General features: G+C 42.0%; 18 protein-coding genes and 1 pseudogene. All 19 read right to left on the minus strand.

What is annotated here, in order from left to right; genetic code table 11:
• Positions 1-119: 119 nt before the first annotated feature.
• Positions 120-398: a type II toxin-antitoxin system RelE/ParE family toxin gene (locus INP78_RS09825; RefSeq protein WP_228522791.1), complete on the minus strand. Its 279-nt coding sequence runs from the start codon at positions 396-398 to the stop codon at positions 120-122.
• Entirely contained in the window at positions 395-646 is a 252-nt protein-coding gene (locus INP78_RS09830) for an antitoxin (protein WP_194742006.1), read from the minus strand. The genes INP78_RS09825 and INP78_RS09830 overlap by 4 nt, the downstream gene beginning before the upstream one ends.
• 97 nt (positions 647-743) lie before the next feature.
• On the minus strand, positions 744-2,219 hold the full coding sequence (locus INP78_RS09835; protein WP_228522792.1) for an Atrophin-1 multi-domain protein: 1,476 nt from the start codon (positions 2,217-2,219) through the stop codon (positions 744-746).
• Positions 2,220-2,898: 679 nt separating this feature from the next.
• Positions 2,899-4,086: a glycosyltransferase family 2 protein gene (locus tag INP78_RS09840; protein ID WP_194742007.1), complete on the minus strand. Its 1,188-nt coding sequence runs from the start codon at positions 4,084-4,086 to the stop codon at positions 2,899-2,901.
• Positions 4,087-4,114: 28 nt separating this feature from the next.
• Positions 4,115-5,518: an Atrophin-1 multi-domain protein gene (locus INP78_RS09845; protein WP_194742008.1), complete on the minus strand. Its 1,404-nt coding sequence runs from the start codon at positions 5,516-5,518 to the stop codon at positions 4,115-4,117.
• 43 nt (positions 5,519-5,561) lie between these two features.
• Positions 5,562-7,205 carry a GMC oxidoreductase gene (locus INP78_RS09850; protein ID WP_194742009.1) on the minus strand — a complete coding sequence of 548 codons (1,644 nt, stop codon included), beginning with the start codon at positions 7,203-7,205 and terminating at the stop codon, positions 5,562-5,564.
• Position 7,206: 1 nt separating this feature from the next.
• The gene (locus INP78_RS09855) at positions 7,207-8,424 is read right to left on the minus strand and encodes a glycosyltransferase family 4 protein (protein ID WP_194742010.1); all 1,218 of its coding nucleotides are present in this window, start codon (positions 8,422-8,424) and stop codon (positions 7,207-7,209) included.
• A 45-nt stretch (positions 8,425-8,469) separates the two neighbouring features.
• On the minus strand, positions 8,470-8,976 hold the full coding sequence (locus INP78_RS14725; RefSeq protein ID WP_194742011.1) for a serine acetyltransferase: 507 nt from the start codon (positions 8,974-8,976) through the stop codon (positions 8,470-8,472).
• 29 nt (positions 8,977-9,005) lie between these two features.
• Positions 9,006-10,388 (minus strand): O-antigen ligase, encoded by a 1,383-nt coding sequence (locus INP78_RS09865; RefSeq protein WP_194742012.1) that lies wholly within the window; start codon positions 10,386-10,388, stop codon positions 9,006-9,008.
• 76 nt (positions 10,389-10,464) lie between these two features.
• A complete protein-coding gene (locus INP78_RS09870; RefSeq protein ID WP_194742013.1) occupies positions 10,465-11,439 on the minus strand; it encodes an SIS domain-containing protein in 975 nt (324 codons plus the stop codon).
• Between the two features lie 39 nt (positions 11,440-11,478).
• Positions 11,479-12,756 (minus strand): 3-deoxy-manno-octulosonate cytidylyltransferase, encoded by a 1,278-nt coding sequence (kdsB, locus tag INP78_RS09875; protein ID WP_228522794.1) that lies wholly within the window; start codon positions 12,754-12,756, stop codon positions 11,479-11,481.
• Positions 12,757-12,769: 13 nt separating this feature from the next.
• Complete coding sequence (gene kdsA, locus INP78_RS09880) at positions 12,770-13,615, minus strand: 3-deoxy-8-phosphooctulonate synthase (RefSeq protein ID WP_194742015.1); 846 nt, start codon at positions 13,613-13,615, stop codon at positions 12,770-12,772.
• 36 nt (positions 13,616-13,651) lie between these two features.
• The gene (locus INP78_RS09885; RefSeq protein WP_194742016.1) at positions 13,652-15,634 is read right to left on the minus strand and encodes an acyltransferase family protein; all 1,983 of its coding nucleotides are present in this window, start codon (positions 15,632-15,634) and stop codon (positions 13,652-13,654) included.
• 21 nt (positions 15,635-15,655) lie between these two features.
• Positions 15,656-16,624 carry a glycosyltransferase family 52 gene (locus INP78_RS09890; RefSeq protein ID WP_194742017.1) on the minus strand — a complete coding sequence of 323 codons (969 nt, stop codon included), beginning with the start codon at positions 16,622-16,624 and terminating at the stop codon, positions 15,656-15,658.
• Between the two features lie 33 nt (positions 16,625-16,657).
• Positions 16,658-18,094: a lipopolysaccharide biosynthesis protein gene (locus tag INP78_RS09895; RefSeq protein ID WP_194742018.1), complete on the minus strand. Its 1,437-nt coding sequence runs from the start codon at positions 18,092-18,094 to the stop codon at positions 16,658-16,660.
• A gap of 6 nt (positions 18,095-18,100) precedes the next feature.
• Complete coding sequence (locus INP78_RS09900) at positions 18,101-18,835, minus strand: exosortase C-terminal domain/associated protein EpsI (protein WP_194742203.1); 735 nt, start codon at positions 18,833-18,835, stop codon at positions 18,101-18,103.
• An 8-nt stretch (positions 18,836-18,843) separates the two neighbouring features.
• Positions 18,844-19,730, minus strand: a pseudogene (gene xrtB, locus INP78_RS09905) (exosortase B).
• 1 nt (position 19,731) lies between these two features.
• Positions 19,732-20,598: a chain length determinant protein tyrosine kinase EpsG gene (epsG, locus tag INP78_RS09910; protein WP_194742019.1), complete on the minus strand. Its 867-nt coding sequence runs from the start codon at positions 20,596-20,598 to the stop codon at positions 19,732-19,734.
• Between the two features lie 49 nt (positions 20,599-20,647).
• Positions 20,648-21,997: a chain length determinant protein EpsF gene (epsF, locus tag INP78_RS09915; protein ID WP_194742020.1), complete on the minus strand. Its 1,350-nt coding sequence runs from the start codon at positions 21,995-21,997 to the stop codon at positions 20,648-20,650.
• Position 21,998 lies beyond the last annotated feature (1 nt).

Here is a 21,998-nt window from a genome sequence, read left to right on the forward strand (position 1 = left end):
AGCTGGCGGTCATGTTCAAGCAACGCAAATGGAACATATAACTGAATATTCATCTGGCAACTGACCAGTAATGATATTAAAAAGCCATCACTCTTTAAGTCGATCAGCCAGTCTTGCCATCAGATCCATGCGCTGATGGAAAATAGCCACGATAAGAGCAGGCGCTTCCTCACGCGGCAAGCAGATACGTAATGATGTTCGTAGAGCCCCATCCGCAAAGCCGGAAAAAGCGCATCCATGTCTTTGAATGCCCCCTCGCCATCGGCGAGACTGGCGATACCGCGCTCCAACGTAGCAATGTAGTGCCGCACCTGCGCATTGCCCCATTGCTTGCGAGTATAGCGCACGATGCTGCGCAAGTCCGACTCTGCCGCTGCAGTGAGAACGTAGCCGGTCAAGCCTTGCCCTCGATTAGCTCTTCATTAAGAATTTCGTTGATGCTCTTGGTAGACACATTGCCAGCAAGTCCTTCGTGGACGCGGGAGCTGAGCAGGATTGTCAGCTCCGTCCATGCCTGATTGGCATCAGCATCGCCTGGAAACAGCCTTTCCAGGGCGTATTGCTTGATGGTTTTGCCTTGCAAGGCAGCCAGAGCTTTCAGGCTTTGGTGTTGCTGGTCTGTGATATCGATGGTTAGGCGACTCATAATATATCTCCGCAGTTGCACATTCCCACATTATATTATATGTGGGAATGTAACAGGCGGTTGTACATGACTAGATGGTTACTGGTTGTCGTATCAACTACTTAACGCGCAATAATGTGCCGCTGACGGTGGATCCTTTACCTATTCCACTCGTCGCAAATAGATCAAACTTTAAATCACCAGCAGGCCAATTGAAAGTTACCGATTGACCATTTATCAGATCATACGTATCAACCCTTTTATTCCAGTTTTGATCATAAATGATTAGTCTCAACTTCCCCCCCCCCGTAGTTCTAGCTGTCAACTTATATCTCTGTCCAGAATTAGGTTTGGCCCATGTCACCTGGCTTATAAAACGATTGGTTGGATTGGACTGCACGATGGGTGATGTAGTTGGACCAAAGACCACTGCTTGCTTCCATGTGTCAAACTGACCAACTGCTGGGTCAGTCTTGTACCACCCCTTTCCTTTTATTACACCCCATGGCCCACGCATAGATAAAACGTTTAAATTTTTTTCTGGTACAAACGGAGTGCCATTCGCATCTATCCAATACTTAACGTTAGTGACCATACGCAAAGATTGGCGAATCAAATGCAACTCGTTCGCCGCTTTTATGTTATAGCCGTTCTTATGTAAATTAAGCCCTGAGCCAGCTTCTGCGTAAATTACGAAAGGGGTGCCATAATTACCATCAACAACATAGGCACCATAAATTTTTAATGTGTTCACGATCTTAATTAATTCTGGTGTCTTAATTTTAGAAGTATCAAAATCTGTGGGCAGCATAACTAATGCGCCCTCAGGTATTTGACCTGTATTGATCGAGCTTAAACGATCTGCAGATGTTGCAGGGAAAACGTATCCGGGTGCAGCTCCAGTCTTATCAAGAGACATGGCTAGTGCGTGTGGGTATAATGAAGTATCGGTACTTAAAAACTCATGCTTACGGATCATTCCAGGACAGGCACCAACCCCAACGGCCCTCGCACCGTGGTAATAATGGGCGGGATCGGCCCAACCTGAGCCGTTCATTGGCGACCATGCATATAAATTAGCTGTCCATAAACCATTGATTTTTTTTAGTTTCCAAAATGAATGTATTACTCCTGATGAAACATCATAAACATCCGCATGACCATCTGTCCCAGCTGCAGCCTCCAAGTTGGCGGGCCAATGTGGTATCTCAATTTGGGGCTGAAAAGTTTCAGCATCAGCATCATATACACCTTTTTGATCTGGGCTTGGTTTAATAATCATAGGCCCACTTTTATCGTCTACATAAAAACAGCCCGATGAGTAATTACCTGAATCTATTAAGGGATTGAATTTTGCAAGTGGAATTACAAAGTTAGAGAAAGTTGGGGAGATCGGACGACTTTTCCAAAGAGAGTTTTTTCTAAACGGTTCAGTGTAGAATTGTGTATTTGAAGTTTTAGCTGAACTTGTTGCCTCAATGGATAAGCCAGTTGTGTTAGGGTCTATCGCCGCGATAGCTTTGATGCTTAATAAAGCAAAAGCTGCACTGAGCAAATAATGGGCAGTAAAATAAACTTTCATGGATGCTTTCATCGTGTACTCCTACATGGGAAGGTCATGATTTAAATTATCAGCAGTTTGCAATCCAACCAGTCATGGCTAAGCTGCACAGGTATCCCAATAAGCAAAACTCTTTGCAAACAATTTAGCGCTCATTAGCGCACCTTGGTTCTGAGCAGTCAACTTTGAGACATCTCAGGCATGTTTATGCTAATAACAACTAAACACTTTCGATTAGTACGTCTAACTCATTTAAATAAATGCGACTAGTGGATTTTGATTTGTTAATACGCATCAAGATTGACTATGAGAATACAATCAGCATTGATTAATCTCCGGTTATCTTAAAACAGCCAAAATTGGTCACTCAATTAAAAAAAATTGTTCAAAGTGACCATAATTGGAGATTACATGTGACTAGTGGATCAAATAGCTTTTAAATTTAATGCATATATCAACGCATAAGAGTAAAAAGCAAAGGTTGTGCCAACTAAAGAGAGGGGGTAAATAATTTTGTCTAGACAGTCAGTTTGTAGAAAGCTGCTATTGTAAAACTCCAGTGAGAAGTGTTCTATGCCGCTGAGAGATTGAAAACCTGCGTTAAACTGGTTTACCATAAAATTCGATGATAGAGCGCCTCGGCAGTAATTAATCGCCGTTTACACAAAATTCTGGAGAGCCTCGGGAGCTTGATCGTGAAAAATCAAGTTAACTAGTCTTTTCTTGACTTAACCCATTCAACCTGGCGATTCTTGAAGAAATTCAAGTACAGCTTGATTTTACTCAACGCATAGACAGGCGCATATGCAAATAAGGACATGATAGATAAGATATTTCTACCATGTTTGAACCAGGCAATTAAAACAAAGCCTGTCAATATTACAAACACCCCTACCCCCAATGACCATGGCTGTGCATCACCAGTGAGTATCCATGCTGCCGCCGATACAAATGCTAATAAGGCGGACAGTAAAAAGAGCAATGCCAGTGGCGGCACGATCAAGTCCAGCGCCATGGCAATGATTGAGAAGTTAAAGGAGGTGATGCCTTTAAGTAGCAATGGAATACCCTCTTTGACAATCATGCTGATGTGGCCATGTTCCCAACGCTTTCTTTGAGACTCTGTTCCTGCATCGTGTTCTGGAAACAAGCTGGCGACATATGCTTCAGGACAAAAGCCAGGAGCGCGATAAGCGATCGTTAGATCGATGCCCAGCTTCATATCCTCGACAATACTGCCATGCACCAGGTTAGCATTTTCAATTTGTTGCCAAGGGAATGCCATGCCAGAGCCCATCAGTTGCATTGGTAAGCCAAGACGATGAAAACCCAATGGCCTGGTCCAACTCTTCACAACATAGGCAAACTCGGCTATTTTGGACTTGATATCGCCATTGGGATTTGACTGAATCAAATAAAGCGCCTGGATGGCACTTTGTCTGGTAACCACGGCATTGGCTAATGCATCTATGGTGCCAGTATCAATTTCGCAATCAGCATCAAATACCATGACAATGTCTGGTGGCGATTGCTTCAGGAACTGCAGGCCAAAATCCAGTGCGTAGCCCTTCCCTCTTTTTTCCTGATCAAACCGCTCAATGGCTTCTACGTCTGCTTTTCTGGCAACTTCAGCAGTGTTGTCCGTACAGTTATCAGCCACGACCACAATTCTTGTATTGGTAGTTGCCTGTTGTTTAATTGATTGCAAGGTATGCTCGATACCTGCAGACTCATTGTGTGCTGGGATCAGGATAGCAATACGCTCCTGACTAGGCACGATCACTGCTCTGCGATAACCAGGCAGGATGGCTATGAGAATTTGGAATGCAAAGGTTAAGACCGGAATCGCCAGTAGCAACAATACAAGATAAAAAAGTGCGATAAGTGCGTCATAAATCATAGCGAAGGCCTATTAAAGTAAATTTCAATCATTTGTCTGCGGCACGGAGCAGTATACCTCGCGCTGATGAAGCGCCGCCTACCCCACTCGTGACAGTGAGCAGAGGGTAAAAACTATCAACAGGCCACTCAAAAGTCACCGACTCATTATTTTGAAGATCGCGGCTGTCGTAAACTTGCTTCTTAGTCTCTTTGTCAATGATCTTGAACCGTAAGCTGGCACCGCCAGTTGTCACCGCTTTTAAAGTATAGCGCTTCCCTTTTTCAGGCTTGGCCCAGTCGATCAAAGGTATTGAGCGTGGTGAGTAGTTAGCTTGAACTACTTTGGTTTCCGTTTGATCGAAAACGACCGCTTGTTGAACTGAAACAAACTTGCCAACAGGTTTACCATTTAATGGTAGCCAAGGCCCTCGCATTGATAATATATTTAAATTTTTATTGGGTGTAAAAGATTTACCATTACCATCAATCCATCCACTTGTGGATCGAACCATACGTAAACTTTGCCTTATATTCTGAAGCTCTTGGGCAGCCCTTACATCCCAAATACCTTTATGCATTTTTAGTCCAGATCCAATTTCTGCGTAAATGAGATAAGGCGTGCCATAATTTTTATCTACAACATAGGCACCATATACTTTTAATGTATTTGCAATTTTTTTAAGCTCTGGTGTGTTTAACAAAGCAGTATCAAACTCAGGTGGCAACATCAGTAATGCGCCTTCAGGAATTAAACCTGTATTCATTGATGTATTACCATCTGATACTGTCGCTGGGTATGCATAAGATGGAATGTGGGATAGCGCACTGTCAGTCAATGATATTGCAAGTGCATGGTTATACATATCTTGTCCATCATGTAGTTCAAAGCTCCGAATAATGCCTGCGCAGGAGGCAACCCCTGTTGCTCTAGAGCCTTGATGGTAGTGAGCAGGATCGCCCCAGCCTGAGCCACTCATTGACATCCAGCCATAATGAGTAGCACGCCAAACGCTATCCACCTTCCTTAATTGCCAAAATGAATAGATAATTCCAGAAGTTGTATCAAAGATATCTGCATGGCCATCTGTACCTTCTGCTGGTAATAGTTCAGACGGCCAATGTGGAATTGTAATTTGCTCACTAAAGTTTTCTGCATCGGCATCATAGATCCCTTTTTTACCTATAGTGCCCTTAACAATCATTGGCCCATCACTTGCTTTAGCAAGATAGCAATGCGTAGAGTATTTTCCATCTTGCACTGCCGGAAAGAATTTTGATGTTGGAATTACAAAGTCATCAAAAACTGGTGCTACTGGTTTGCTATTCCATAGAGATGTTGCCGAAAAGGGTTTCTCGAATGTTCCAAAATCTGCAGCATTTGCTTGCAAGGTTATGGAGATTAGTGTGCAAGAGAGAACAGGAGCAATCAAACTTATATTGATGAAACTCATTTTGAAACTCCTTGCTAGTACAAATTAAAAGCACCTATTGTGTTCATAACTTTGCGCTGGCTAAATGCTCAGATAGTCTTAAGGCTAATGCAACAATCGTTAATGTCGGGTTGGCATGGCTATTGGTGGTAAACACTGATGCGCTGGCTATATACAGGTTTTTTACGCCATGCACTTTACAATTCACATCAACCACACTGTCATTAGGATCGATTCCCATACGGGTTGTTCCCATATGATGGCCGCCAACGGGTAAAGCGTTCTCCATTGCCTTTTCTAACTCTTTTGGCTCAAATTCAAGCCTGCAAGCTTTTGTTTTCTCAAACTGTTTTTTTAATAGATTAAAAGATTTAATACCAGAAGTAATATCCTGTGCAGTCAACTTCCAATGCACACTCACTCTAGGCATACCAAAACGATCATGCTCGTTTAGCAACTCAATACGGTTATTGGCGTCTGAGACCTGCTCACTATTAAACTCAATAGGGTAAGTACCATTACGGTTAGCAACTAACGTATATGGAATACGCCGCTTAGCCAGTTTAATTTTAAACAGCCAGTTAAATGCAAAACCAACCACGGAGCCTATATCCATGACAACATTCATCACATGCTTGAATGATTGACCGCGTACTGCAGTTTGGTTCACGCCATGATTTAGAATCGCCTGATACTCAGGTTTTAAAATCGACTTAGCAAGAAAAATGGTCGACATCACACCACTGCCATGCGAAGGATCTGCATACGCCGGAAAATGCAATCTAAAAGCCGAGTTAAGCAATCCGTGCTCAGCTTGAAATTCAGCAGAAAATTGCAGCTTACGCCGCGCATAAATGCCTTCTGTGGTTTTCTGAAAGTCGAACACCGGCCGCTCACCACTAAACCGCAATGCCCCAAAAATCAGGTCATAGTGGCAGGCATAGTATTTGCCTAACGAATTATCCAGATCACTCCAGGCAGGTATTTTCTGCTGACTAACCAACATTAGCCGTGTGGTTTCAATGCCCCCACCCGCCAACACCACTTGCTTGACCTTAACGTCAATAGACTGTTTGCCGTCATGCAATGTAACTGAGCTAACAACATCGCCTGCATTGGTAGCATTTAAGCCGATACAGCGTGTACGTAGCAATACATAGACATTGCTCGATTCAGTCAGCTCACGACGAAACTTTTGACCAAAATCTGTTGGCAGGCTGTAGCGTTCAATATACTCGTTAAGGTCAGGTGCCAATAGTGGCGCCTCACTGAAAATAGGTTTCGCATTCGGGCCAAATGAAGAAATTGTAAAATCGTTTTTACCTGAATCACAATACTCCAAGGCCTGCGGATAATAGTCAGCAATTTCTGCTGCACCTGCAGGCCAGCCACTTTCTGGAACGTGTGCCCTTTTCTCAAAATCATGCTTATCCAGAGGTACGCAGCGCCCACCCCATAAATGTGTGGTGCCACCAAAACGTTGATACCGGAACTCAGTGGTTTGCGGGTGTGGTGCCGTTGCCTGCCCTACATATGCGTCGACAATATCAGGCGTTTCATTCCAGTCGCCGCCCTCTATAAGCAAGACACGTTTCCCCTGCCGAGAAAGGCTAATAGCTAGACTGATACCAGCAGCACCTGCACCAATAATGCAAATAGAGAAGGTTTCAAGAGCCGATTTATCACTACTATTGAGATACCCAATCATGTCAGCTCTTTTGATATGTTGTGATCAATTGCTCAAGTTTGTTTACTTCAAGCTCTAAGTTAAATTGTGACTCAACCACTTTTCTTGCTGCCCGCTTTACGCTTTCGCGCAACTCAGGATTACTTAAATAACTAAAGATGGCATTTTTTAATGCAACTTCATCTGATGGCGCAACAACCAAGCCAGAAACGCCATGTTCTATGAGTTCTGTTACTCCGCCAACATTCGTACCAATGACAGGAACACCACAAGCCATCGCCTCCATTAATGACACAGGTACTCCTTCAGCAAAGCTTGGCAGAATAAATACGTCACTTGCCTGTAATGTCGACCTTACGGTTTCCTGGCTAGCAAAGCCGCCGAAATGAACCATCTGCTCTAAACCCTGCGCTTTCACTTCGGCTTCCAAAGCTGCTCGCTCAGGACCATCCCCTAATAATGTTAAATGAAATTCATGACCTTCATTTTTAAGAGCAATTAAACTACGCAGCAAGACAGGAACGCCTTTTTCTGCTGCCAACCTGCCGACATAGAGTAACTTTACCGGGCTGTCAGCTTGCTTCTCTGGTTGTTGAGAGATGGTGTAACTGTTAATGTCTATCCCGCAATGAACAATCTGTAACTTATGCCAATCCTCAGTATCTGAAAAAAGCATCATTTGGCTTTTACAATAGTTACTAATGCAAACAATAAACTTTGCATATTTAACTTTCTCACGCAGTGCTAGCAATGTTGGATCAAAAAAGATATGCGGCCCATGAAATGTGATGCTATAACCTACACCACTCAGTTGACTCGCAAGCATGGTTACCATACCACTGCTGTCACCAAAATGATTATGTAGGTGCTCTACTTTATTTTCTTCGAGGTAACTTGCAAGCAACAAGGCTTCTTGAAAATAGAATAGCTGATAGAGTGTGCCTTTAATGCCTGGTCGGCATGTGTTAAATGCTAGTTTGAGAGCTCTAAAGTAAGATGCTGGTGCAGTTAGCAAACGCTTTAAATTGAGTGTCAGTAACTTGATGATGTTCGTCGGTAAGAGATATGTCGTTTTCTTCCGCTCACTTAATATTAATGGACTAACATTATTAGCGTCCTCAGGCTGACGCAAGGCGGAGGTAAAAACATCTAATCTAGCGGCTCTTAATCCTATTACCTCTCGTTGAATGAAGGTATCTGTAGCTCGTGGATAACTACTTGTAAAATAACTAATTCGCATTTCTTTATTCTTAAAAGATAAAAAATTTCTGGGCTTGCTTATACTTCAGTTAGTCTTGATGACTTTTGCTGGAATGCCCACCGCAGTAGAATTGGCAGGAATGTCTTCGAGTACTACGGACATGGCTCCAATTTTCACATTGTTACCGATTCGAACCCCACCTAGTATCTGGGCATATGCACCAATATCCACGTTATCACCTATGACTGGCAATGCACCATCTTCATGTCTATTACCAATTGTCACGCCCTGTCTCAGGGTGCAGTTTTTACCAATAATTGCACCCGAGTTAATGAAAATATTACCGAAATGCCATATTCTTAAACCAGGCCCAACATTGGCCCCTTTCGGTAAACTAATACCAGTGAGCGTCTCTATTGCCCGAAATAAAAACCAATAGAGGCTTAGTTGCAAGGGCTTAATAATTCCATTACTTTGGGAGTCAATTTGCCTGCCCCATCGATATAGTTTAATTGCCCAAATTGATTGCTCCTTGAGAAATGGCCTTGGTGGATATCTATTTAAATCTTCTTCAAAGAATAAATCTTTCACGAAAAGAGGCCTCTTAATTTTAACTAATGCTAAGACTTATTTGCTTTTGAGTTTGTGGCATGGCTAATAGCAACGCCTATGAAAAACCACATATACCACTCATAAACCGAGTAATCCAACATATTGTCTGAGAAGCATTCAAACATAAATTCCACCAGCAGAACAACCAAGGTAAATATTAATAGCTTGTCCCTTGCGTAAAGGCTGACAATTGTTTTTAAGTTTGTATAAATTAGAAATAGAAAAGCCAATAAGCCCAATACCCCCAACTCAAAAAACATTTGAACGTACACGCTATGAGCATTAATTTCAGTTTGAAATAGTTCAAAAGCATTCGCCATAACAAATTTGGGAGAAAAATGTACGAATGATGCTATTCCGTAACCTGTTAAATAATGGCTCTCAGACATCCAATGTATAGCGTTTTTCCAAGTGCTAGTTCTCCAAGCAAAAGAGTTTAGACGCTGGTATCCACCGCCGTAATCATTACCTTTTTGTAAGTCTAACAACCTATCCTGAACATCAGGAATAAGTAAAGCAAGAAACGGCGCTGCAATTACTACAATTAAAAACTTTCTGTCGTAGAAGAAAGCATACACAAAGAAAAATAAATAAGTCGCGACCCAAGCGGCTCGCGTCTTTGTCATCACTAACATACCTAAAAGAACAAGAATGTAGAACGGTAGTAATTTTATAAGCTTGGCCGATACATTAAATGGTTTAGCTTTTAGAGTATAAAAAGAAACCGTAATCGCCAGAGCTAAATAAAATGCCAAAGAGTTAGGATGTTTAAAAGTAGCCTGAACTCTTAAGCCTTCTTCAATACTAAATCTAGCCCCACCTCCACCAACCAGGAGGCTAAATAAACCATAAGCAACAGGTATGATCGACGAATAAATAATAATTGTCAGCCATTTACCTAAATCGCCTTCATTTTTTGTTGACGAAAGGCCCATGTATAACATGGAGCCATAGGAAACTATGATGAGAAAAACCTTAAAGCTTGCTAAGAATACAGGAGAGTAAAAAAGGGAAAAAAATGCGAGTGATAAATAAATCAGCCATGACTTTTGCATGCGATTTAAATTTACATCTAACTTTACCGGCTTATCTAAAAAAGTCAAAAGAGCAATAAAAATAACGAGAGCATTAAGAACAGCCCCTAAACCAAAGTTACCTAATTTCATTGCATCAAAAGGTGCATCAAGTGATGCCCGTATTAATACAACAAACGCAAAGAAAAGATGACGGTCCGCAAGAAAAAAGAGTCCAATAATAAACAATATAGGGAGAGCTAATAAATATGTGTAGTGTTCACCAATCAAATTAATCAGTGCTAAGGACGTCAATCCGAAGAAAACAGCTGATAGAGCAGCCAGCAAAAAGAATACAATTTTAGATTTATTTGTCATTTAATTTGTAACATTCTTAATGAATATTCTCTTTGAAATTGAACATCAACAATTGTTGAAAATAAGCTCAATGCAATTAACCGTTATTGTATATTTGCAATACACCAACTACTGACTTGGCTTCATCAACCACCACCATAGAGTTGATTTTGTGGGCCTGCATAATTTCTTCTGCAGCTGAAAACATTTCATCCTGGTGGATTGTTTTCGGTGATAGCGTCATGAATTCAGAGGCTTTTAATGCGATTGGATTCTCAAAGTTATTGAGCGCTCTACGCAGGTCACCATCAGTAATAATACCGCTTAACTGATCATTATCAATAATAATCGCAAGACCAAGCCTGCCCTGATTCATGACACTTACCACATCCCGGAAGCTTGCATGGGACCCGCAAACTGGCAAATCTTTGCTACGCATCACCTCATGCACCTTGGTAAGGAGTTTCCTGCCCAAGCTACCGCCCGGGTGAAACCGGGCAAAGTCTTCTGGCATAAATTGTTTAAGGGTCGATAATGTGACCGCTAACGCATCGCCCATAACGAGTGTCGCTGTCGTCGAGCTTGTAGGGGCCAGGTTGTTATTGCAAGCCTCTTTCGCAACGGCAATGTTTAAAACAGCGTGTGCATTACGTGCCAGCGTAGATTGCGGATTACCGGTGAGGGCAATTATTTTGTTTTTTTGCCAAGTTAAAAACGGGATGATTCTAATCAGCTCTTCTGTCTCGCCACTATTAGAAATTAATAATGTCACATCGCCTGGCTGGATCATGCCTAAATCCCCATGAAACGCTTCACCAGGGTGCACATAAAAAGAAGCAGTACCAGTGGATGCCAGTGTCGCTGCAATTTTTTTGCCAATAATGCCAGACTTACCCATGCCGATAATAATGAATCGACCACTGCTTTCCAGCACCAATTGCACGGCTTTGGCAAACTCGGCATCCAGTTCGCTGGCGATCTGCTGCAAGCTTTCGATCTCTGTGTTAAAGACCGTTTTAGCGATTTCCAAGATATGGGACTCGCTGGCGGCTTTGGGTAATAATTTATTCATACTAACGATCGGCTTCTAAAGTTGAAAATTACGCTTGGCTTATTGCACCATCATGTCCATGATTTTCGCATAACCATCTGTCGTGGAAAGCACCTCATAGAGCCCTTTGGCGACCAATATTGCATCGCTGGCCTCCCTGAATGCACCGTGACCACCGTTTAACTTCAATACATGGGTTGCATGCTGTTTCACATATTCGGCTGCATCCCCTACTGCAAAACAGACGCCACAGGCCTTAAAGGCAGGTAAATCTATCGAGTCATCGCCCAATGTGGCCGTCTCTTGCTTGGTGACACCACAGTCTTGCATCAGGTCGTTACACACCTGGAACTTGTCCTTTACCCCAAGTTTGAAACGTGTAATGCCAAGGTCTGCAATCCGTTTTCTCAGCACGGCAGAATCGCGTCCAGAAACCACAGCTACCTGAACCCCTAATTCGATCAACATACGAATGCCTAGGCCATCACGTACATGGAAGCGTTTGATAAACTCACCATCCTGGTTGTAGTACAGCCCGCCGTCAGTGAGCACCCCATCGACATCGGTAATCACCAATTTGATTTTTGCCAATGGGTTTTCTGGAGGAGCTACACTTTGCCCGGTAAGCATTGCTTCAACCATCTTGAGATCTTGGGGAGTGTCGACACCAGGGCCAGTTTCCTCTACCGTCAATGCCTGTATGGGGATGCCCGCTTCAAGCAAGCGTAATTGCTCTAATGACTCTGCATTTTCCAGGCCGGAGAACGGTAGCTCATAAAAATGCTCAAGCACCTGTTTTTTATAAGCATAAACCCCGACATGTTTGTAATAAGTGGCGTGCTCTGCATGACGCGGATATGGGATTGGTGAGCGGCTAAAATACAATGCTTGCTTGTGCTGATTTAAAACCACTTTCACAAAATTTGGATTTTTTGCCTCTTCTGCATGAATGGCATGACATAACGTTGCCACTTGCGTTTCAGGCAGGCCAAGTTGAGCCACCAGCAAGGCAATATCCTCTGGGCGAATCAGTGGCTCATCCCCTTGCACATTAATATAAGCATCTGCAGGGTATGCTTTCATAACCTCGATTAAACGGTCGGTGCCTGATTGGTGATGCTCAGAAGTCATCATTGCTTTACCGCCAAATTGCTCTACAGCTTCAAGAATGCGAGCATCGTCAGTAGCCACGACAACGTCAGCAATGCCTTGCACCTGCTTAGCACGCTCATATACATGCTGAACCATAGGCTTGCCCAATAACATTGCCAACGGTTTGGCCGGAAAACGTGTAGATGCATACCTCGCTGGTATGACAATGATAATCTTCTGTTGCATACTCATTAGCTACTTAATCGATATTCAAAACTGGGAATGATTTAACCAACTGGTCAATCTGTTTCACCTGAGACAAGAACTCTTCAAGCAAAGCAATTGGCAACGCACTTGGGCCATCGCATTTTGCTTCGTTCGGATTAGGGTGCGCCTCCAGGAATAAGCCAGCCAGCTTTGTCGACATGCCAGACAAAGCAAGATCAACCACCTGCTGACGGCGACCGCCAGAAGCTGCGCCTAATGAATCGCGTTGTTGAAGTGCATGCGTCACATCAAAAATAATCGGCACATTCGGGCATACTTTTTTCATCACCCCGAAGCCCAGCATATCGACCACCAGATTATCGTAACCAAAGGCCGTGCCGCGCTCACATAAAATCACATTCTCATTACCGCCCTCTTTGAATTTGTCGACGATATTAACCATCTGATGTGGGCTCAGAAATTGTGGTTTTTTAATATTGATCGGCTTACCTGTTTTGGCTAATGCAACCACCAAATCAGTTTGGCGTGCCAGGAAAGCTGGCAGCTGCAATACGTCACATACTTCAGCCACTGGTGCCGCTTGCCATGGCTCATGTACATCAGTAATCACCGGCACATTGAATTCTTTTTTAACGGCCTGAAATATCTTCATGCCCTCTTCTAATCCTGTGCCGCGGAAAGATTTAATAGAGGAACGGTTCGCTTTGTCGAAAGAGGCTTTAAACACTAAAGGAATATCAAGCTTTTTAGTGATATTGACATAGTGGTTACATGCATCAAGTGTTGAATCCAAATCTTCAAGCACGTTTATGCCACCAAACAGGACAAATGGCTGATCATTTTCTAATTGTATATTTTGGTTAATTTTCATCAACATTCCTAATTGTGTTAAAAGTTCAAAAGGCAGGGGAGGTCATAAGCCCTCAATTTTTTCAAGAGCTTGATCTAACTCTTCTAGTGCCAATTTAGCACCAAGTGGTGAGAGATGGTCATCGTCATAATAAAGAGGGTGATTGTCCATAGAAGCTAAACAGCGAGTGCCACTTGCAGGACATAACTTCTTAGATGGATAGATTTTAAATAATCGCTCATTCGTTAATAAGTCGAATTTGCGATAAATATCGATAGTTCTCGCCTGAAATTGCATATAATCAGTCGATATATCATGATTTAGCCGATATAACGTCATTGGAACATTTAATCCAACTTCCGGAATAGGATAAACCAAAATTACATTTTTATTGTGATTCAAAAGGTAATTTATTAGTTGCACACTCGTGTCAATTGGAGTGAGGCCTGATAAGGTTTTGTATTGAGGGCGCTCAGGAGCCTCGACGCCCCCCTCACCATTATTAAACTCACTTTGGTTAACCTGTAATGTCCATCGAGCGGAAATAATCACATTTTTAATTGATGGACTTTCCAAAATAAACTTGAGAACTTGGTCGTTAAAGGTGTTACAACTGAAGTTATTATCAACTCTTTCGACTCCAATGCCAGGGGGACATCCGAGATATGTTGCTTGGTATGCTTTCAAATTTCTTTTATTCAGTGCATCAGAAATTGCTGGGGAAATTGCTGATGCATGACTATCTCCGAATAAAATATAGCTTGGTGAATTAATATTGGAACTGCTCCCTAAAACACACATCCTCTTTAACTCAAATTGTTTGTCTTTGCTTGCAGAGCAAACTTCAGCTTTTTTACGACCATCGTAGGACATGCTCATTAGTCGTAAATTTTCTTTTGAAAATCTAGTTGGCATTCCTTGGGTTTGGTAAATGTATCCTGAAACTAATAAAATCAGTAAGGTGGAGATTGCTGCAAATATCCAAATGAATGATTGAGGGACTTTTTTTCTATTCCTGAATGGTGTTTCGACAAACTTCCAGCTTAGGTAAGAACAAATACTAGTTAATACAATTAGTAATAAATAGTTGATTGAAGTCAGTTGTAGTGGAGAAATGTACCTAGCTAAAGCAAAGATTGGTTGATGCCATAAATACAGGCTATAAGAAAGCAGACCAATAAAGATTATTGGCTTTAATGACAACACGCGCGTTGTAAGTGATTCTCTGATACCGGATACACACAACAAAGAAACTAGAAAACTAATAGCAAAAGAATATAAACCGGGTGATGGCAAAGAAACTGCCTCAACTGGAATGGCCATCAATATCACAATAAGCAAGACAGCAGAAACTGAGAGCATATTAATGGCATATTGAGTCATACCTAAGACCCTATTGGTAACACTAGGCATTGTTAGAGCAAGAGTCGCTGATACTCCTAGTAACAACTCAAATGCTCTTGTCGGTAATAAGTAAAAGCTAGCGACAGGTTTTATAAATGATAATGTTTGAGCAAATGCAAGCGACAGAAAAATTAGCAAAAAGATAGTTTTCAGTTTTGTTTTGTTATTTTTAAATCTCAGGAAGAATAAAAGCCAAGGAAAAAAAAGATAGAACTGCTCTTCTACAGATAAACTCCATGTATGTAACAGAGGCTTTAAATTGTTGGATGTATCAAAGTAACTAGATTGCTGCCAAAAATATATATTTGATACAGAGAATAAGGCAGAAATTTGAGACTTACAATACTCAACTAAATCTCGAGGAGCAAGAAGTAACATAGAGGCGAAAGTTACAACCAGCATCATAAAAAATAATGCCGGAAAAATGCGTCTCACTCGCCTTTCATAAAAGCTTGAAAAGCTAACTTGCCCATTGGCCTGAATTTCATCTAACAAGTATGAGCTAATCAGAAATCCGCTTAGCACAAAAAAAATATCAACGCCCAAATACCCTTGAGGTAAAAAAGGTAATTCTGCATGAAAAATTAAAACCGGAATAATTGCCAGTGCCCTTATTCCATCTAGATCTGCTCTATAATTCAAAAGATTATCCCAAGATATTTTTTAATTAATACAATTTACGCCATAGATTGACATCAGGCGAATCAATAAAGAATTCCCTGGATTATTGTCAATAAAGCTAAATACAACCACATTCGGCAACTTTGCCAAGTGTATTAGTGCAGAACTTTGCAAACCATATACCTCAATTGCACTGTTAGGATTTTGTTCTAACTCTCTAATCACATAGTCTTCCGCGATCAAATGTGTTTGAGTGTAGTGAACATTTTTTGCTTTTTGATGAACGTCTCTCGGGTGTGGTAAGAATTCATCAGGCATGACTTCTTGAATTTTATTATTCACTTTACGCCATACCTCTTCATCAGCCTCCGGTGCAGGCCCGATAAATATTCGCTTGATATTCTCATGCTCCCCCTGATGTATGGCTGAAGGCCTCAAAAGGCTGACCTCTTTAACATTGGCACATACATTTTGACTAGCCGGGTAAATGGAGTAATGCTCTTTAGAGCGCTTAACCAGGTCATCAATAGAGTAAAAAACGCCAGTCAGCTTCTCATACACTTTGGCAAAAACACTCTTAGCTCTATGTGGAGAGATGATCTCTTCATATGCAATATTTAGGATTCCATCATCAAAAGTATGCGTTTTGCTCCGGCGAGTGATGGCCAGCAAAATCATTAAATAGGTATTATAGGACGTGGGGAAGTAGACATCCTTAAACTTGGAAAAATAGGCAAATCTGAAAAAAAACTTCCAGCGTTGTATTAATATTTTTATATGTTTGATTGGGCTGTTGATGTGGTCATTGGGCAACAATACAAACTCAGACTCTTTGCAAAAACTAGCCATCTTATTGTAGTAATGCTCTGTTTTTGAGTCACTGTTATACGAAAAATAAACACCTTTATCAAAATGCTGACCCGTGGCTTCAGACACCTTTTCGGTAATTAGAACATGCAAAGGGGTTAAGCAGATACACAATGAATCATGTTGATTTGAAGGTTTTGCCATATCGATGAAGTGCCTAAAATCTATAAATCTTATTCAAGGATTTCTTTTAATCATTTTTTTTAGATACTCTAGCTTTTGGTTGATAAATAACCTGACAAGCAAGAAGTAGATAGAAATACCCACAAAAGCATCTGTTATTAAAATAATGATCTGATTATTAACAATCTGTTTAATTAGGAATTGATCTGCGACACGCACTACTATGCCCATAAATAGTGCAATTGCGATTACACGCATCACAATAATTAACCATTCAGCCGGTTTAATATCGAGCAGTTTGAAGACCAATGACAACGGCAATAAGGCTGATAGCAGTGTTGCAAGGAGATAGCCGCAGATCAGTCCGTTGATTCCAGCAAGACGCATGCCAAAATAGAAGCATATAAAATGAATCACCGCAGCGAGTGATGATGTTAATAGCAAAAAGTTAGCTTTGCCTTTTGCCATGAGCACAGTGGTTAATATGCCTAAAATAGACATGAAAAACCCTACGGGTGCTAAATAACCTAGCATCTCGGCAACAGGTGCCCATTTCGACCCTAGTATGAGATTAATGAACTCTTCTTTAAGTACGAAGATACCAACCATTGTTGGCGCTGTAAAAAAAGCAATAAATCCTAGTGTCTTTAAAAATAAGCTCTTTAGGTACTCATTATCTTCTTGCGATTTACTCATGACTGGATAAAGCGATCTTGCTGCAATCCAGGAGATGTTCTGAATCGGTAGCAGCATGATTTTTGAGGCAATGGAGTAAAAACCTAGTGTTGCAGGCCCAAAGAATTTTCCAATAATGACGGTGTCAAGATTGCGAAACGCATAAGTCACTATCTGAAAGCCTGTCATGTTTGAAGAGAAAATAAAAAGAGTTTTAAACTCACTGTAATTAAAACTAAATACAGGTTTCCACTTAAAGCTGAACAATAACTGCAATGAGGTGAGCAATACAGTCAAAATAGCTTGTATGACTAGGCTGTAAACCCCATAGCCATTGAGTGCCATGGCAACAGCGACTATTACGGCTACAAGGATAGAAATTAACTCTATTCTGGCGACAATATTAAATTTAGATTCTTTTTCTAGAAGCGCCTGATGTATTGCGGTTAAGCTGGAAATTGGGAAGATGAGTGCCGAAATGATCAAAAATTCTTTGAGCGCAGGCTGAGAGAAAAATGCCGCAATAAAGGAAGAGGATAAAGTGACGATTAAAAATAAAAACATGCCGACAAAAATATTGAACCAGAACACGGCTTCAATTTTAGAGGCGGTAATTTGCTTATCCTGAATGATTGCCGCAGTGGTCCCCATGTCTTTAAGCAAGAGGCCAAAGTTTGTGACTACATAAACCAATCCCATTAGCCCATAGTCAGATGGCGCTAATATTCTGGATAACACAAATAAATTGATGAATTGGGAACTTAACTTGGCCAGTTGGGAGATAAGGTTCCATTTAGCATTGGAAATGGCTGACATTGAAACTTAAGACTTTATTTGATTGGGAACGAGTAAGCCTGGCGTTTGCTGTTCTATGGTATCAACAAACTCTTTCAGAAACGCCTCTTGCAGAGCATACGCTTCCGACTGTTTACTCTCGTCTGGGATCACTGATGATACACGCACCAAAATACCGTCATCCAGACGCCGTTCAAGAAGCCCATCCTCGATGATTTTCAGGCGCATTTGCAAGCCAGAGGTCAAGGTGCGGTCACCGACGCGAATCCAGTAGCTCACAGCTTCAAGGTGGTTTTGGCCATAGTAAAGCTGACGTTTACCGATGACAGCAGCGCTACCACTACGCTGCAATGCATCAAATGTAACAGTCGATGTTTTTTGCATTTGATAGCCCTGAGCCGGGTAGCAGATATCCGGCTGATGAATTTTCACATCCTGACGTTGCTCCCTGGCATATGCGAGCGCAACCATGACCTGATGACCGTCGGCATCAGCATAAGTCCGCATCAGGGTGTCATCATATAACTGATTAATGAGGCTTTTTTCATCGCTAACCATGCTTACCTGCGGTGTCGACTGTTGCACCTCTACCCATCCATTAATGACTCTGGGGATATTTTTCTCGAAGTTGCTTTCTGACTTTGCATAATGCTCGTGAGGCTTGAGAATGGTGGCTAGGCCCCAAAAAACAATACTTAACAACAATAGCTGCAAGCCTGTTGCAAGTTTTACCGAAGGCAGTTTTAAGTATAAGTCTTTCATCACGAAGGCTAGTCTTGGCTTAGCAAGCTGTTAAGTTTGAATTTTTCGGCAATTTTCTGAATCAGTGAGTCAATCACAATAATCAAAATAAGTGCTGTCAGGAAAAGAATCATGCCAGAGAAATTATGCAAAAAGCCCTGCCCTGCTTCATCCCCCATATGAAACGTAATTAACGCCAAAGTACACACCCGTAATACATTAGAGGTGAAAGAAATCGGTACGATGAGTACGGCAAGCAGCACATTGCGCCAAAAAGCCTGATGATTAATCACATTGATATAGAGCAATCCAGCGTAAACAGGGAGTTGAGGCCAGCACACGCATCGGCCACCAGCAACTTGTATTGGCCTATCTGCAAAATAACGCCTGAACGTGCAATCGGGTAATCCAACGCATACAACAGATGATCAGCTGCAAAGGAAACGGCTATCTTCATTGGTTGGGTCAATGTGTCAATCACTGACGCTGGCCAAGGAATAAGGAATACAAAAAAGAACAGTGCAAACCAGTATTTAACAGCAATGTGAGCGCCAAATACAATGCAAATCAAGCCGCAGAGGATAAACACCAGAGACAAAATAGAGATGATGTAAACACTCTGTGAGTAGCCTATAAGATATAAGCTTGCCCCTAATATAATCATCGGCCAGCCAAGTAAAGGCGCTGGTTTAAAGGTTTGCGGTTTCTCTAGAATTTGTCTGGTTTTAAAATAAAAAAACCAGAGGCCAATACCCAATACAATCGGACCATGGGACTGTGTGTCCGAGTTCCAGACGGTCACAAACAAATCATGGAATACTGGTACATATAACACCAATAGCGACAGCAATACGGCGATATAGCCGAAGAGCTTCTGGTTTGCCCCTGATGGACTTGTGGCTTGAGACACTGACATCTTAGTTTGTATTCAAAGCAATTTGCACATCAATGCCCAGGCTACGGCAAGCCTCGTAAGCCTCTTGAGTATCTTTAAGCGCTGTTTTGTTTTGCTGTGTGGAAATCAGTACACCACCGACCTTTTTCGCCACAATCTGTGCATCTGAAGATTGCAACAATGGCGACGTATCGATAATGATGACATCATAGTGGTCGGCAAAACCTTGCAACAACTCATCGAGCGCTTCTTTGTTCAGCAGCTCTTGCGGATTAGGTGGCGTTGCGCCTGCTGTCAAAATGCTCAGGTTGAGCAAGGATGGGATTCTGACCACAACGTCGGTTGTGGCGCGGCCAACCAGAATATCTGATAAGCCATGGTGATTATTTAACTTAAACAGCTTGTGCTGTGAAGGGTCTCTGAGGTTGGCATCAATCAATAAGGTACGCTCACCTAGTTGAGAGAACACCACTGCCAGATTGGAAGCGAGTAAACTTGCGCCATCGGCCTCTTTGGCTGATGAAACTGCGATGGTTTTAAATCCGCGCTCGAACCAGCGTAAAATTAATTGCGTACGCAGCGAACGCAGTGACTCAACCTGTTTTGAGAATGGATCAAATGCGGCAACCAGTCCTGTATTAAACGAGGCTTTGTCCGGGGTGATGTAAGGGTAATCAAACTGATAGGACAGCGCCTGATTAATGTCTTCTATCGAAACAAAACCGAGTGCCAGGGCAGCCTCACCAAAGCGCATGGACTTTTCTTTTTGAAATTTCAGAATGCGCTCGGCATCTTTATCAGTGATTTTCCCCATATCAAGTAACAAATGCCCGATACTGGAAGAGACGGTTTTCAAGGGCGCTTTGTTCTCTGTTTCAATAATATTCATACGCAATCACTTTGTGCCTGATAAATTGTTTTTAAAACATCAGCTAAAACTAGGCTGACTTGATGGTGTATTCAAACACTGGAATCTCACCCAGCGTCAAAAGATCATCCCTGCTGCGAACACGGCGATCCAGCATTTCTGCTAACAGAGCAAATAAGCAACCCAGCAGTACGCCGATAACCATTGAGAATGGTGCGATTAAAAACAGGCTGGGATTGCTTGGTTCTAATGGTGGAACCGCTGTCTCAAGTACCGAGATATCGCCTTGATTAGATTGACCCTCTAGCGCAGTCTGGCTAAAACGGTTGTTCACAGACTCCAGTGCATTCTGCGCAATTTGTACTTCTTTCTCCAAAATGCTCAAATCGGATCTAAAACGATTCAGATCAAGCACTTTTTGCTTTTGCTTTTCGAGCTGGAACTTCAAATCACTTAAGCGGTTTGAATTGATGCTGGCACTGTTGCCTAAGCTCACCACTGTGCGGTCAATTTCAGTATTCAACTGACTCTTGATTTTATTAACCTCAGCTTCCGCTGCAATATACATCGGGTGGTTTTTACTATAACGCTGCCCCATTTCCGCAAGTTTTGATTCAGCAGTGATTAAGCTCATACGCATATTCTGAATCACAGGATTCTGAACAACATCTGGTGAGTCACTCATGTTTTTTGAAGCATCATTACGACGAGAGTTAGCATCTATCGATTGTGACTGTGCCATGCTGTATTGCGTGGACAAATCTCTCAGCTTAGAGCTTTCAACGTCGAATGAATCTTGAATGCTGGTAAGACCATGTTTTTGCTGATACTCGGCCAGTTTGTCCTGTGCCTGTTGCACGTTTTCACGTAAGGCCTTTGTTTGTTGAGATAAATATTGTGAGGCTTTGATCGCTGGGTCGATTTTAAGCTTCAAGCTCAAATTGATATAAGACTCCGCAAATGCATTCGCCATCGTCGCCGCAAATACCGGATCCACACCTTTATAGCCTATGCTGATGACACTGCTTTCCTTGGAAGGCAAAATAGTCAGTTTTTGCTGTAACAAATCCGCCAACCACTCATTGATGTCAGCTTGTTTACCCTCTGTGGCATGTGCAAATTGCTCTTGGAGCGATTTAACTTCTGCCAAACGCAAACGCTTAATCACATCCAGAGTCACATTTTTACTCTGAATGATCTCTACTTGTGTAGCCATGTAGCCAGGCATTAATTGCGCTGGCATAGCCATGCCGGTCACTGGATCAACCCCTTTATAATTCAAAATGACTGTCGTCGCTGCTTTATAGCTTTTAGGGAATAACAAGCTGACCAGGCTGGCTGTCAACAAGGTAATCACAGCTACCAGCAAAATCATTTTATAGCGTGCCTTTAAAATCAGCACCAACTGAGATAAGTTCATA

Source organism: Methylophilus sp. 14, assembly GCF_015354345.1.
GTDB lineage: Bacteria > Pseudomonadota > Gammaproteobacteria > Burkholderiales > Methylophilaceae > Methylophilus.